15 protein-coding genes are annotated in these 12,759 nt (G+C 69.2%); 6 read left to right on the top strand and 9 right to left on the bottom strand.

Annotated features, from left to right (window positions below):
• Positions 1-56: 56 nt before the first annotated feature.
• Positions 57-218, bottom strand: coding sequence for a hypothetical protein (locus tag BW733_RS18245; protein WP_161490182.1), 162 nt, complete (start codon positions 216-218; stop codon positions 57-59).
• A 12-nt stretch (positions 219-230) separates the two neighbouring features.
• Between BW733_RS18245 and BW733_RS08290 the strand changes: the two genes are divergently transcribed.
• The 3 genes from BW733_RS08290 (at position 231) to BW733_RS08280 (ending at position 1,093) form a co-directional block, all read left to right on the top strand.
• Positions 231-458, top strand: coding sequence for a hypothetical protein (locus BW733_RS08290; protein WP_152024629.1), 228 nt, complete (start codon positions 231-233; stop codon positions 456-458).
• A gap of 45 nt (positions 459-503) precedes the next feature.
• Positions 504-818 (top strand): hypothetical protein, encoded by a 315-nt coding sequence (locus BW733_RS08285; RefSeq protein ID WP_077349578.1) that lies wholly within the window; start codon positions 504-506, stop codon positions 816-818.
• 95 nt (positions 819-913) lie between these two features.
• On the top strand, positions 914-1,093 hold the full coding sequence (locus BW733_RS08280) for a hypothetical protein (RefSeq protein WP_152024628.1): 180 nt from the start codon (positions 914-916) through the stop codon (positions 1,091-1,093).
• Positions 1,094-1,102: 9 nt separating this feature from the next.
• Here BW733_RS08280 and BW733_RS08275 read toward each other — a convergent pair whose 3' ends face one another.
• Together BW733_RS08275 and BW733_RS08270 are read right to left on the bottom strand one after the other, a co-directional pair.
• The gene (locus BW733_RS08275) at positions 1,103-1,756 is read right to left on the bottom strand and encodes a response regulator (RefSeq protein ID WP_335755092.1); all 654 of its coding nucleotides are present in this window, start codon (positions 1,754-1,756) and stop codon (positions 1,103-1,105) included.
• A complete protein-coding gene (locus BW733_RS08270; RefSeq protein ID WP_077349574.1) occupies positions 1,750-2,949 on the bottom strand; it encodes a sensor histidine kinase in 1,200 nt (399 codons plus the stop codon). The genes BW733_RS08275 and BW733_RS08270 overlap by 7 nt, the downstream gene beginning before the upstream one ends.
• A 161-nt stretch (positions 2,950-3,110) precedes the next feature.
• Here BW733_RS08270 and BW733_RS08265 point away from each other — a divergent pair, with 161 nt between their 5' ends.
• Positions 3,111-3,833, top strand: coding sequence for an ABC transporter ATP-binding protein (locus tag BW733_RS08265; protein ID WP_077349572.1), 723 nt, complete (start codon positions 3,111-3,113; stop codon positions 3,831-3,833).
• The gene (locus BW733_RS08260; RefSeq protein WP_077349570.1) at positions 3,830-4,624 is read left to right on the top strand and encodes a hypothetical protein; all 795 of its coding nucleotides are present in this window, start codon (positions 3,830-3,832) and stop codon (positions 4,622-4,624) included. The genes BW733_RS08265 and BW733_RS08260 overlap by 4 nt, the downstream gene beginning before the upstream one ends.
• A gap of 109 nt (positions 4,625-4,733) precedes the next feature.
• On the opposite strand, the gene BW733_RS08255 is transcribed toward BW733_RS08260, so the two are convergent.
• Positions 4,734-6,233 carry a CoA-acylating methylmalonate-semialdehyde dehydrogenase gene (locus tag BW733_RS08255; protein ID WP_077349568.1) on the bottom strand — a complete coding sequence of 500 codons (1,500 nt, stop codon included), beginning with the start codon at positions 6,231-6,233 and terminating at the stop codon, positions 4,734-4,736.
• A 113-nt stretch (positions 6,234-6,346) separates the two neighbouring features.
• Positions 6,347-7,018, bottom strand: a complete 672-nt coding sequence (locus tag BW733_RS08250) for an MFS transporter (protein ID WP_077349566.1) — start codon at positions 7,016-7,018, stop codon at positions 6,347-6,349.
• Positions 7,019-7,089: 71 nt separating this feature from the next.
• Between BW733_RS08250 and BW733_RS08245 the strand changes: the two genes are divergently transcribed.
• Positions 7,090-8,118: a Gfo/Idh/MocA family protein gene (locus BW733_RS08245; RefSeq protein WP_077349564.1), complete on the top strand. Its 1,029-nt coding sequence runs from the start codon at positions 7,090-7,092 to the stop codon at positions 8,116-8,118.
• Between the two features lie 56 nt (positions 8,119-8,174).
• On the opposite strand, the gene BW733_RS08240 is transcribed toward BW733_RS08245, so the two are convergent.
• The 4 genes from BW733_RS08240 to BW733_RS08225 form a co-directional block, all read right to left on the bottom strand.
• A complete protein-coding gene (locus BW733_RS08240) occupies positions 8,175-9,140 on the bottom strand; it encodes a sugar phosphate isomerase/epimerase family protein (RefSeq protein ID WP_077349562.1) in 966 nt (321 codons plus the stop codon).
• 20 nt (positions 9,141-9,160) lie between these two features.
• Entirely contained in the window at positions 9,161-10,171 is a 1,011-nt protein-coding gene (locus BW733_RS08235) for a Gfo/Idh/MocA family protein (RefSeq protein ID WP_077349560.1), read from the bottom strand.
• Between the two features lie 61 nt (positions 10,172-10,232).
• The gene (locus BW733_RS08230) at positions 10,233-11,237 is read right to left on the bottom strand and encodes an ABC transporter permease (RefSeq protein WP_077349558.1); all 1,005 of its coding nucleotides are present in this window, start codon (positions 11,235-11,237) and stop codon (positions 10,233-10,235) included.
• A complete protein-coding gene (locus BW733_RS08225; protein ID WP_077349556.1) occupies positions 11,231-12,733 on the bottom strand; it encodes a sugar ABC transporter ATP-binding protein in 1,503 nt (500 codons plus the stop codon). Before BW733_RS08225 ends, BW733_RS08230 begins: the two co-directional genes overlap by 7 nt.
• Positions 12,734-12,759: the final 26 nt, after the last annotated feature.

The raw sequence follows: 12,759 nt of genomic DNA, 5'->3' as shown, positions 1-12,759 counted from the left end.
GGTCAGTGACGTGGCGCTCGAGGCGGAGGCGTAGGCGCAGATGGCACAGACCAGCCCTACGGTGAACGACCCGGCGTAGCGGTCGAGTTCGAGGGTGCGGAAGGCCCGCTGAAGACGGCGTGGATGGCGGTGGTGCCGTAGAAGGCGAACGCGGCGTGCACCACTGACAGGCCGAACTGGTCGAGCGCCCGACGCAGGTGGACATCCGGCCGAGCCACGGCCTGGACTCCATGCCTGCGATCCGCATCGCCACCACGAACGACACCGCGGCCGAGAAGAACGCGACGAAGGCACCGAGCTCGCCGGCGGAGCCGCGCCCGAAGATCGGTGACTGCGGCCGGAGCACGAACAGGGCGATCACCCCGCCGACGGCGAAGCCGATGCCGCCGAGCAGCAGCGCGAGGTTCTCCTGCCGCGAGGTGCGGGGCCTGGTCGGTGCGCTCATGGTCCAAGTCTGACGGAGGCCGACCGAAATTGTCAGAGGTGGCGTGTGTGGTTGTTCCATGACGACAACGATCGAAGACACCGGCCTCGCAGACCTGCGAACCGTCTATGCCGTGCGCGACGCCGTCATCGGCCGCCGCCCTGATCTGGCCACGGCGCTCACCATCGACGGCGAGCGTCCCCGCGTGTTCCTCCGCCTTGCGGGCGGTGCTGCCGTCGTGCTGGTCAGGAGCCCGTCCTCGCCGACGGGATGGTCGCTCACCTCCCCCGCCGTCCACGGCACCGTGACGCCGGGCCTTGGCCCCGTCGCGATGGCCGATGCGATGATCTCGCTGGTTGGCCTGGTGGCCGCGCCGCTGCACCGCGTCGCCTGAGGCTCAACCACCCGCCGCGGGCCGACGGTCACTACCCGGTCGGGGAGATGCGCGTCGAGCGGAGGCGCAGGCGCCCGACCGGGATGATCCGGCGCATGCAGGACCTGGAACACACCACGCTGATCGAGCCCGCCCTCGCCGGACGGATCAGCGGGCGACCGATCCCGCTCGGCTTCCGGCTCATGGACACCCTGCCGCGCCTGGGCGGGCTGATGGCGTGGGCGCAGAGCAGCCTCCTCGGCCGGGAGTCGACCCCCGACTTCGCACGGCGTTAGCGGCCCGGATCAGTCGAGGTCTGCGTCGTGCACGACGATGGCGACCTGGACGCGGTTGCTTGCGCCGAGCTTGTCGAGGATGCGGGTGACGTGGGACTTCACCGTGGCGATGCTCAGGTATTGGGTGCCCGCGATCTCCGCGTTGGTTTTCCCGAGCCCGATGGCCAGCGCGATCTCGCGTTCGCGTTCGCTGAGCGAGTCGAGCGCGGCGCGGGCGTCGTCGCGACGGCTCAGCTCGGTCCGGTTGGTGGCGACGGCGATCACCTGGGCCACCACCGATGGGCTCAGCGTCTGCTCGCCGTCGGCGACCTTGCGGATGTCCTCGAGCATCCGTTCGGGAGAGGTGTCCTTGAGCAGGAATCCCGAGGCGCCGACGCTGAGGGCGCGCAGCACCAGGTCGTCGGCGTCGAAGGTGGTGAGGATGATCACCTTCGGCGGGTCGGGCAGCACGAGGATCCGCTCGGTCGCGACGAGGCCGTTGACCTGCGGCATCCGGATGTCCATCAGCACCAGGTCGGGACGGTGTTGGCGCACGAGGTCGACCGCCTCCGCCCCGTCGGCACCCTCGGCGACGACCTCGAGGTCGGGGTCGGCGCCCAGGATCAGCCTCAACCCTGCGCGGACGAGCGCGTCGTCGTCGATGATCGCGATCCTTGTCACCACGGGAACCACACCTTCACTTCGAACTGTCCTTCCTCATTGACGCCTGAGTGCATCGTGCCACCCAGCACGCTCGCGCGTTCCCGCAGGCCGATCAGGCCGACGCCTGCGCCCGGCAGCTCGGCGTCCCCCAGTTGGAGGGGATTGCGCGAGGTGATGTGTACCCCTTCGCCCGGCGCTCCGATGAGCTCGAGCCAGACCTTCGCCCCCGGTGCGTGTTTGCGGGCGTTGGTGACCAGTTCCTGAACCACCCGGTAGATGTGCCTGCCCACGAGCGTCGGCATCAGCTCGGGGTGCTGGATCTCCTGGGAGACCTCGAGCCGCTGACCGGCCCGGTGAGCGTCCGAGATCAGGGCACCGACCTGGTTGAACCCTGGCTGTGGCGCCTCGGGCTGCCCGTCACCTTGTTCCTCGTCCTGGCGCAGCGAGCCGAGGATGGCGCGCAGCTCGGTCATGGACTGGCGCGCGTTGTCCTGGATGACGCCCGCGATCTCGCGCACCTGCTCGGGCGGCAGATCGTCGCGGTAGGCGAGCACCCCGGCGTGCATGCTCACCAGCGAGATACGGTGGGCGAGCACGTCGTGCATCTCGCGGGCGATCCGGTTGCGTTCCTCGGCCTGCCCCTGGAGCACGCGGGTCTCCTGGCGGCGCTCCGCCTCCTCGGCGCGGTCGTGCAGCGCCCGCAGCAGGTCACGTCGGGCGCCGACGTAGGACCCGATCGCCGCGACGAGGGCGACGACGACAACGGATCCGGCTGTCCCGACCAGCAGGTCGCGAAGGGTCAGCGGGGCGGACTGGGCGGCCAACCCCGAGATGTTGACCTGGGACAAGACGGTGCCGGAGATGACGACGAACGCCCCGTAGCCCACGATCTCCTGCCACCGACGTCGCGTGGCCAGATGCGCGAAGGCCCAGAGCGCGGCGAAGAAACTGCTCGTCGACAGCACGCCGAGCAGGGTGGTGACGACGGCGAGGCCGCGGGGCCACCGGTGCCTGAACCGCATTCCCCAGATGGCGGCCGCCCCGAGGACGAGGTCGATGACCACGATCGGCTGCGGCGGCCTGGGATCGCCCGCGAACGAGACGAACGCGTAGAGGCCGGCGATCAGCACCCACCAGAGGATGGCGAGACCGTAGCGCCACACCACAGGCCACGCCCCCTGTCCGGGGGCACGGGGATGGGTGGCGTCGGGCATGTCTGCCAGCCTAGGGGCGCTCCGCTCACGGCGTCCGGGCCAGAGGTCGTCGGTCTTCCGACCAAAGTCGATTCGCCTCTCCCGCCGTCGCTACCAACGTCCGGCGCGAAGGCGACCCTCTCCCGTCGCGGACACCCGGGTGGCTCCAGAAGGCTGGAGCCATGATCACAGTCCAGAACCTGACCAAGCGATACGGCTCCCTCATCGCCGTCGACGACATCACCTTCACCGCCCCCGCGGGCACCGTCACCGGCTTCCTCGGCCCCAACGGGGCAGGCAAGTCCACCACCATGCGCGTCGCGGTCGGCCTCACCCATGCGACCTCCGGCTCGGTACGCGTGCTCGGCGGCGACTACACCGACCTGCCCAACCCGGCCGCCCGGGTCGGGGTCCTGCTTGACGCCTCCGCGCAGCACGCAGGGCGCACCGGCCGGGAGGTGCTGACGCTGGGCGCCATGACGCTCGGGGTCCCCCGTTCGCGCGTCGACCAGGTGCTGGAGCAGGTCGGCCTGACGCAGCGCGAGTCGCGCAAGCGCGTCGGCACCTACTCGCTCGGCATGCGCCAGCGGCTCGGCATCGGACACGCCCTGCTCGGCAACCCAGAGGTGCTGATCCTCGATGAGCCGGCCAACGGGCTCGACCCGCAGGGGATCCACTGGATGCGCTCGCTGCTGCGCGTGTTCGCCGACGCAGGCGGCACCGTGCTGCTCAGCTCGCACCTGCTGCACGAGGTGCAGCAGGTCGCCGACCGCATCGTGATGATCGGCAACGGCCGGATCGTCGTCGACGCCGCGATGGAGGAGCTCCTGGCCGAAGGAACCGACCTGGAGACCCTCTTCCTCACCTCCACCATGTCCACCTCGCGCGAAGGGATCGCAGCATGACCACCACCACCCCGACCATCCGTCCCGCCGCCATGCTCCCTCCCGTCGAGGTCGCCTCGTCGGTCGGCCTGCTCCGGCTTGCCCGCGTGGAGCTCCGCAAGCTCGTCGACACCCGCGCTGGCCTCTGGCTGCTCGTGCTCTCCGTCGTGAGCGCCGTCGCCGCGGCCGGGCTGTGGCTCAGCTTGTCCCTCGACGACCGACAGCTCCCCTGGTACGGCCCGGTGAGCCTCGTCTCGGCGCCCGTGACCGTGCTGCTGCCCGTGGTGGCGATCCTCGCTTTCACCCAGGAGTGGAGCCAGCGCACGTCGCTGACCACGTTCACCCTCGAGCCCAGACGCGGAAGGGTGATCGGCGCGAAGCTGCTCGCCATCGCCCTCGTCACGATCGCCGGAGCACTCCTCTGCCTCGCCCTGTCGGCGGCCTCGGCGCTGCTCGCCTCCGCGATCGGCAGCGGCACGCTCGTGTGGGCCTTCGAGGCGACCGCACTCACGCCGACCCTGATCGGCTTCGTCATCTCGATGGCCATGGGCGCGGGCTTCGGCATGCTCCTGATGAACTCGCCCACCGCGATCGTCGCCTACTTCGTCATCCCGACGATCACCACGACGCTGTCGATGATCCCCGGCACCATCGGCACGATCGGCAAATGGATCAGCGGTGAGACCTGGTCGATGCTGTTCACCCCGATGACCGCGACCCAGTACGGCCAGGCCGCTACGGCCCTCGCGCTGTGGGTCGTGCTCCCGATCGCCCTCGGCTGGTGGCGCACGCTGCGCACCGAGGCGAAGTAGCTGCACCTTTCGCGGCCGGGCCGCCGGTTCCTTCGGGAGCCGGCGGCCCTGAAACGAACAAGGGCAGGCCAGAAGGCCTGCCCGAGTCCGGTGCGGAGAGCGCCCAGGATCACTCCTGGCGCTGGAACGACATGGTCGCCGCGTGCAGGCCGCTCTCGGAGGGCCAGCGGCTCGTGATCGCCTTCAGCTTGGTGTAGAACTTCACGCCCTCAGGGCCGTGGATGTGCAGGTCGCCGAGCAGCGACTCCTTCCAGCCGCCGAAGGAGTAGTAGGCCACGGGCGTCGGGATCGGCACGTTGACGCCCACCATGCCCGCCTCCACGTCGAGCGTGAAGCGGCGGGCGGTGCCGCCGTCGTTGGTGAAGATGGCCGAGCCGTTGCCGAACTCGGAGCCGTTGACGGTGCCGATCGCCTCGTCGTAGCTGTCGGCGTGCACGATCGTCAGGACGGGGCCGAAAATCTCCTCGTAGTAGGCGGGGGCGTCCAGCGGGACGTCGTCGAGGATGGTCGGGCCGACCCAGAAGCCGTCCTCGTGTCCGTCGACGGTGAGGCCGCGTCCATCGAGCACGACGGTGGCGCCGCGCTTCTCGGCGTCGTCGATCAGGCCGACGATGCGCTCCTTCGCGGCCTTGGAGATGACCGGGCCCATGTTGACGCCCTCGTCGAGGCCGTTGCCGACCTTGATCTTCTCGCCGAAGGCCTTGACCTTCTCCGCGAGCTGCGGGCCGATGCCGCCGACGGCGACCACGACGGGCAGCGCCATGCAGCGCTCGCCAGCGGCGCCGAAGGCGGCTGCCGCGATGTGCTGGGCGGCGAAGTCGAGGTCGGAGTCGGGCATCACGATGGCGTGGTTGTTCGCGCCACCGAGCGCCTGGACGCGCTTGCCATGGGTGACGCCGGTGTCCTGGATGATGTGGGCGACCGGGGTGGAGCCGACGAAGGAGATCGCGTCGATGCCCGGGTGCTCGAGGATGCCCGTCACGATGTCACGGTTGCCCGACACGACGTTGAACAGGCCGTCGGGGAGGCCGGCCTGCTTGTAGAGGTCGGCGATCAGGAGCGAGGCGGTCGGCGTCGGGCTGGCCGGCTTCAGGATGAACGCGTTGCCCGTGGCGAGCGCGACGGGGTGCATCCACATCGGCACCATGACCGGGAAGTTGAAGGGGCAGATGCCGGCGACCACGCCGACGGGCTGCAGCACGGTGTGGATGTCGACGCCGGAGGCGATGTCGGAGGAGTACTCGCCCTTCAGCGCCGCGTTGATCCCGCAGGCGAAGTCGAGCGTCTCGCGGCCACGCTGGATCTCTCCGATGGCGTCGCCGTAGTCCTTGCCGTGTTCGGCCACGATCGACTTGGCAAGCGCATCCTGGTTCGCGAGCACGAGTTCGCGCATCTTGAACATGATGGCGGTGCGCTTGGCGAGGGAGGTCTGGGCCCATTCCTTCTGGGCGGCCCGCGCGACCTCGACGGCGTGGTCCAGGTCGGCCCGGCTCGCGGCCAGCAGTTCAGCCTCGACCTTTCCGGTGGCCGGGTTCTCCACCGGGATCCGGGCGGTCGGGGTTCCCTCGTAGGATGCTCCACCGATCCAGTGGGCGATGGTCTGCGTCATGTGCGCTGCCTTCCTTCAGATGCCTCGCGGCCGCGCGACCGTCTGGGCGGGTCGCCGCCAAGCCACGTCATCGTGTTGCTTTGTATAGACAATAGCACGCCGCCTGAGGGCGCTCAACCCCCGCACGGGGGCCGCGACGGATCGGCGAGGTGGACGGGAGTTGAGCCCAGGTGGCGCCGGTCAACAGCGGAGCCAGCGCCGAACAGCAGGGACGAGCACGCGATCAGCCTGATCCGGTGCTTCCCGCCGCCCCATGCCCCGACGATGAGCCAGCCGAGCAGCTTGCCGACGCTGAAGCTGACCTCGAGGATGCCCATGTCGGCGACGTCCTGCGCCTCGGTGGCCCCGGGGAAGGACCGCACGAGCATCAGCGGGGTGAGGTTCGACGGCGCGACCATCAGCACGAAGATCACGGCGAGCACGAACAGCACCCACCGCACGAAGGCGTGTCGCACGATGTAGCGCGCCCCGTCGACGAGGTCGGCGAAGTAGCCGACTGGCTGTTCGGCTCCGCGGCGCAGCGTCGGGACGTGCACGAGGGCGAGCAGTCCGATCCCGAGTGCCGCCGTGATCACGTCGATGAAGAAGATCGGCACGAGGGCGAGCGTGCTGCTCTCCGACGCGCTCGCGGCCCAGGCGTAGAGAGCGGCGGCCGCGGCGGGGACCATCAGCGCCATCGCCGACTGGATCGATCCGTTGAATATGACGATCCGCCGCAGCCAGCCATGAGCCTCCGCGGGGCCGACGGTCGCCGCGTCGGCCCCACCCGTCTGCCCGAGCGACACCCAGGCCCCGGTTGACAGCCGAAAATCACGCCGCCTAGCCTGTCTGGAAAATGTCATGACAAAGGAGTCGCATGAGCAGCACCGAGCCAGCCCCAGGCACCGTCGCCCTGATCGGCGTGGGCCGGATCGGGGAGATGCACGCGGCCCTGCTGCTCGCCCACCCCCTCGTCGAGCGCCTGGTGCTTGCCGGGTCGACGCCTGAACGCGCCGAGGCCCTCGCCGGACGCCTCGGCTGCGACTGGGCGACGGTCGAGGCGATCTTCGACGAGACCAACCCGCTCGGCATCGACGCCGTCGCGATCGCCACAAGCACCGCCACCCACGCCGACCTGCTGATCCGCTGCGCCGAGGCTGGGCTTCCGGTGTTCTGCGAGAAGCCGATCGGGCTCGACCTCGACGAGGCGAGGGCCGCGCAGCGCGCGCTCGAGGACGCGGGCGTCCCCCACCACATCGGGTTCCAGCGTCGCTTCGACGCCGGCTACTCCGCGGCCCGCGATCTGCTCGCGTCCGGGGAGCTCGGAGAGCTGCGCCGGTTCCACGCCGTCACCGGCGACCATGTGCCTCCGACACCCGACTACATCCCCGACTCGGGCGGCATCTTCCTCGACGCGGGGGTGCACGACTTCGACATCATCCGGTGGGTCACCGGGCGCGAGGTCGTCGAGGTCTACACGACCGGTTCGGCGCGCGGGATGAAGGAGTTCGCCGAGCACGACGACCTCTCCGACGCGGTCACCATCCTCACCCTCGACGACGGGACCGTCGGCACGGCGCACGTCTCCCGCTACAACGGTCAGGGGCACGAGGTGCGGCTCGACCTGATGGGCACCGACGGTTCCGCAAACGTCGGCCTCGACGCGAAGGTCCCCTTCCGCTCCACCGAGCCGGGCGTCGACTTCCCGCCGGACGAGCCCTGGTACGACTTCATCGAACGCTTCCGCCCCTGCTACGAGCGCGAACTCGACCACTTCCTGCGCCACCCCGCGCAGGGACTCCCGGGCGCCTGTTCCGCGGCCGACGCCGTCGAGGCGCTGCGGATCGCGCTTACCTGCCGCCGCTCGAGCCTCGAACGGCGGGCGGTCCGAGTGGCCGAACTCTGAGGGATGAGACCCGGGGGCGGCGAAGGGATCGAGAAAGGCCGCCCCGGGCTCACGACTCACACGTCGGCGGGACGCCAGCTCGGCGGGCCGTCGAGGAGCACCGAGCGCACGAGCGCGACCGACTGGGTCACGCCCTCCACCGCGTCCTGGGTCACGTCCTCGTGCTCGATGCTGAGCAGGCCGTCGTAGCCGGCCACGCGCAGGTCGGAGAGGAACTGGCCCCAGAACTGCTGCCCGCCGGGATGCCCCATGCCGAGCGTGACGTAGTTCCAGGCGCGGTCCCTCGCCCGCTCCGGCGGCTGAGTGTCGAGTACCCCGTTCACCTTGGCCACCGACGGCTGGATCCGGACGTCCTTCATGTGCACGTGGTGGATGGCACCGTCGAGTTCTCGGGCGAGCTGACGCGGGTCGACGCCCATCCACATCGGGTGCGACGGGTCGAGGTTCGCGCCGACGACGTCGCCGACCTCCTCGCGCAGCCGCAGCAGCGTCGAGGCGTTGTAGACGAGCTGTTGGCCGTGCATCTCGACGGCAAGCCGCACGCCCCGGTCACGCGCGAAGCTCGCGAGGTCGCGCCAGTACGGCAGCGCGACGTCGTTCCACTGGTAGTCGAGGATGGCCTGGGTCTCCGGGGGCCAGGACGTGGTGATCCAGTTCGGCGTCGTGTCGCCTGGCGCGCCGCCGGGAAGGCCGGACATCAGGACGACGGTCGGGACCTGAAGCTCCTTCGCCAGTTCGACGGTGCGCCGCACGACGGCGTCGACGTCCCTGCCGATCACGGGGTGCAGCTGGTTGCCGTTGGCGTTGAGCGCGCCGACGCTGAGGCCGCGCTCGCGCAGGGCGCCGAGGAAGGCGTCCCGCCAGTCGCGATCGGAGAGCATCCGCTCCGCGTCCAGATGGGGCGCCTCCGACCAGCCGCCGGTGGCGAACTCGAGATCGCTCAGGCCGAGCCCGGCAGCGGCGTCGAGCATCCGCTCGAACGGGAGGTGGCCGAGCGAGTCGGTCAGCAGGGCGATGCGCATGGTGGCTCCTTGGGGGTGGGTCAGCGCGGGACGGCGACCCAGCCGCCGTCGTTCATCGAGGCGACGAGCGCGTGGGCGATCTTCGTGGTGCGCAGCGACTCGTCGATCGTGGCCGCCTCCTCCGGGACGGTGCCCGCGAGGCAGGCCCGCACCCAGGCGGTCAGCTCGCGCCGGTAGGCCGTCTCGAACCGCGGCCTCCAGTCGGCGGCGTAGGCGGCGGACCTGGTCAGCCCCGAGCTCACGATCAGCGGCTCGTCGTCGTTGAGGGCGGGCGGGTTCGGCAGCTCGACCGAGCCGCGCTCGCAGACCAGCTCGCAGCGCACGTCGTAGCCGTACTGCGCGTGCACCTGCATCGACACGGTGTGCAGCACGCTCGCCTCGTCGCGCAGCAGGAGCAGCTGCGGGTCGAGCCGTTCGTCGAGCAGCGAGGTGCTGCGCCCCGCAGTCCAGAGCACCTCCGCGATCGGGGTCCTCGTCAGCCAGGGCAGGATGTCGATCTCGTGCACCGCCGAGTTGGTGATCGTGGCGCTCGACGGGCTTCCTGGGTAGGCCTCGACGTTGCGGTGCACGGAGTGCGACATCAGCAGCCGCCCGTGCGCGCCAGCGTCCAGGCGACGACGCAGTGCGACGTAGCCGGGGTCGAAGCGGCGCATGAAGCCGACGCTGACGAGGGGACGCTCGAGGCTCGCGTGCTTTGCTGCGACCTCCTCGGCCTCCTCGACGGTCGGGGCGAGCGGCTTCTCGCAGAGGACGGCGAGCCCGGCGTCGATCGCGGCGAGGGTGGTCCCGGCGTGCAGGTGGTCGGGGGAGGCGATGACGACGGCGTCGACGAGGCCCGATGCCATCAGCTCTGAGCCGTCGGAGAAGACGGCCCCGACGCCGTGGCGCTCGGCCACCTCGCGAGCGCCGTCGAGGTTGACGTCGGCGATGGCGGTCAGCCTTGCGCCGGAGATCTCGGTGGCGAGCAGGCGGGCGTGGTCGCGTCCCATGACGCCGGTGCCGATGACGCCGACGCGGAGGATGTCGTTCATGGTTGCTCCAAGGTGAAGGGGGCCGGCCAGAGCGGCCGGCCCCCGAGTGGTTCGAGGCGGATCAGGCGGCCGCGAGGCGGCGGCGCTTCTCCTCGGACATGGTGCGTCGCACGTCGATGAAGACCGCGACGATGATGACGGCGCCGATCACCATGAACTGCACGTCGGACTGTGCGTTCAGGATGGTCAGGCCGTTGCGGATGACCGCGATGATGAGGCAGCCGATCAGGGTGCCCCACACGGTGCCCTTTCCACCGGTGAACGAGGCGCCGCCGATGATGCAGGCCGCGATGGCGTCGGTCTCGTAGTTGCCGCCCATGGCCGCGGACGGGTTCGCCACGCCGGAGCGGCCGACGATGACGATGCCCGCGATGGCGCAGACGAAGCCGGAGAGGCCGTAGACGAAGGTCAGCACCCGGTCGGTGTTGATGCCGGAGAGGCGGGTCGCCTCGGGGTTGCCGCCGACCGCGTAGATGGAGCGGCCGAGCGCGGTGCGGGTGAGCAGGATGTGCAGAAGCACGAAGGTGATCAGCAGCGCGACGAACGATCCGGGGATGCCGTTGAAGCCGCCGCCGCGCAGGAAGTCGACCGAGCCGAGCCAGGTGACCGCGTCGGGGAAGCCGGAGATGGTGCGGGTGCTGACGACGAACAGCGCGAGGCCTGCCAGCACGAACTTCATGCCTAACGTCGAGACGAACGGGTGTGGCAGCTTCAGCTTGGTCAGCAGCAGGCCGTTGACGATGCCGACCATGGTGCCGACGATGAGGGCCGCGACGAGCAGGATGATCGGGTTGGTCACGCCGAAGGTGGTCATCAGCATGCCCATGATGCAGGCGCTGAGGATGGCGTTTGCTCCGACCGACAGGTCGATGCCCGCGGTGATCAGGACCACGAGCATGCCTGCGGAGAGGAAACCGTTGACCGCGGTCTGGCGCAGGATGTTCATGCCGTTGTTGACGGTGCGGAACTCCGGACTGATCGCCGACATCACGATCACCAGGATCGCGAGGGCGAGCAGCGGGGCGAGCGTCCGTACGATCGCGGCAACGCGTGGGTTTTTCAGCATGTTGTCTTCCGTTCTCCCCAGGCGGCCTTCATGATGTCGTCCTCGTTGAAGTCCGGCTCGTCGCGCCGGATCTCAGCCATGACCTCGCCACCGCGCATGACGATGACGCGGTCGCTCATCCCGAGTACCTCGGGAAGCTCGGAGCTGACCATGATGATGCATTTGCCTTCGCTGGCAAGCCTGTTCATGATGTTGTAAACCTCGACCTTTGCGCCGACATCGATGCCTCGCGTCGGCTCGTCGAAGAGATAGATTTCGGCCTCGGAGTTGATCCACTTGCCGATGACGACCTTCTGCTGATTGCCGCCAGAGAGCTTGGACACCTGGTTCTCGGCGTCCGGGGTCTTGATCCGCATGGATGCGATCGAGGCGTCGCACACCTCCTTGACCCGCGCCCGGTCGAGCAGCGGTCCACGCTCGACCTTCTTCAGCGAGGAGAGGATCAGGTTGGTGGCGATGGACTGGTTCAGCACGAGCCCCTGGCCCTTGCGGTCCTCCGTCAGGAAGGCGATGCCCTTCTCGACGGCGCGCTGCGGGGAGGTGATCCGCACCGGCTTGCCGTTGAGCAGGATCTCGCCGCTGTCGATCGGCAGGTCGCCGAAGAGGGCCCGCATGGTCTCGGTGCGGCCCGCGCCGACGAGGCCGGAGAACCCGAGGATCTCCCCGTAGTGGGCCTTGAAGCAGACGTTCTTGATCGTGCCGACCGAGGTGACGTCGCGGAACTCGATGGCGACGTCGCCCTGGGTGGTCTCCAGCTTCGGGAACTGCTTCTCGACGCTGCGGCCGACCATGGCGCGGATGAGCTTGTCGTTGTCGAGGTTCTCGATGTCCTCGGTGACGATGTGCTGACCGTCGCGCATGACCGTCACGCGGTCGCACAGGATGAACAGCTCCTCCAGTTTGTGTGAGACGAAGAGGATGGCCACACCCTTGGCCTTCAGGTCGCGCACGACCTTGATCAGCTGCTCCACCTCGCTCTCGCCGAGGCTGGAGGTGGGCTCGTCCATGATGATGACCTTCGCCCCGGTCAGGAGCGCCTTCGCGATCTCGACCATCTGGAGCACGCCCATGCCGAAGATGCCCGCCGGCTGCGTGACGTCGACGTTGATGCCCATCGAGGTGAGCAGTTCCTCGGCCTTCGCGTGCATCGCCGAGTAGTCGAGCAGCCGACCCCGCTTGATGAACTGGTTCATGAAGATGTTGTCGGTGAGCGAGAGCTGCGGGACGATGTTCAGCTCCTGGTAGACGCACGCGATGCCCGCGTCCTGCGACTGGCGCGGCGTCGTGAAGCGGTGCGCCGTACCGTCGACGAGAACCTCCCCCTCCTCGGGGATGTAGACCCCCGTGAGGACCTTGATCAGCGTCGACTTGCCTGCCCCGTTCTCGCCGATCAGGCCGTGGATCTCCCCCGGTTCGATGGAGAGCCCCATGTCGCGCAGGGCGACGACGCCGGGGAAGCGTTTGGTGACGTTGCGGAGTTCAACGACTGCGGTCATGTGTACCTGCCTAGAGTTGCCACTGA

Source organism: Tessaracoccus flavescens, assembly GCF_001998865.1.
In the GTDB taxonomy this organism is placed as follows: Bacteria; Actinomycetota; Actinomycetes; order Propionibacteriales; family Propionibacteriaceae; genus Arachnia; species Arachnia flavescens.
This window is presented reverse-complemented; position numbering and strand designations above follow the sequence as displayed.

Excerpts from the sequence above, each read along its gene's own strand:
- BW733_RS08290 (WP_152024629.1), top strand. The coding sequence starts at position 231 with ATGCCTGCGATCCGCATCGCCACCACGAACGACACCGCGGCCGAGAAG.
- BW733_RS08285 (WP_077349578.1), top strand. The coding sequence starts at position 504 with ATGACGACAACGATCGAAGACACCGGCCTCGCAGACCTGCGAACCGTC.
- BW733_RS08280 (WP_152024628.1), top strand. The coding sequence starts at position 914 with ATGCAGGACCTGGAACACACCACGCTGATCGAGCCCGCCCTCGCCGGA.
- BW733_RS08270 (WP_077349574.1), bottom strand. The coding sequence starts at position 2,949 with ATGCCCGACGCCACCCATCCCCGTGCCCCCGGACAGGGGGCGTGGCCT.
- BW733_RS08265 (WP_077349572.1), top strand. The coding sequence starts at position 3,111 with ATGATCACAGTCCAGAACCTGACCAAGCGATACGGCTCCCTCATCGCC.
- BW733_RS08260 (WP_077349570.1), top strand. The coding sequence starts at position 3,830 with ATGACCACCACCACCCCGACCATCCGTCCCGCCGCCATGCTCCCTCCC.
- BW733_RS08255 (WP_077349568.1), bottom strand. The coding sequence starts at position 6,233 with ATGACGCAGACCATCGCCCACTGGATCGGTGGAGCATCCTACGAGGGA.
- BW733_RS08245 (WP_077349564.1), top strand. The coding sequence starts at position 7,090 with ATGAGCAGCACCGAGCCAGCCCCAGGCACCGTCGCCCTGATCGGCGTG.
- BW733_RS08240 (WP_077349562.1), bottom strand. The coding sequence starts at position 9,140 with ATGCGCATCGCCCTGCTGACCGACTCGCTCGGCCACCTCCCGTTCGAG.
- BW733_RS08235 (WP_077349560.1), bottom strand. The coding sequence starts at position 10,171 with ATGAACGACATCCTCCGCGTCGGCGTCATCGGCACCGGCGTCATGGGA.
- BW733_RS08230 (WP_077349558.1), bottom strand. The coding sequence starts at position 11,237 with ATGCTGAAAAACCCACGCGTTGCCGCGATCGTACGGACGCTCGCCCCG.
- BW733_RS08225 (WP_077349556.1), bottom strand. The coding sequence starts at position 12,733 with ATGACCGCAGTCGTTGAACTCCGCAACGTCACCAAACGCTTCCCCGGC.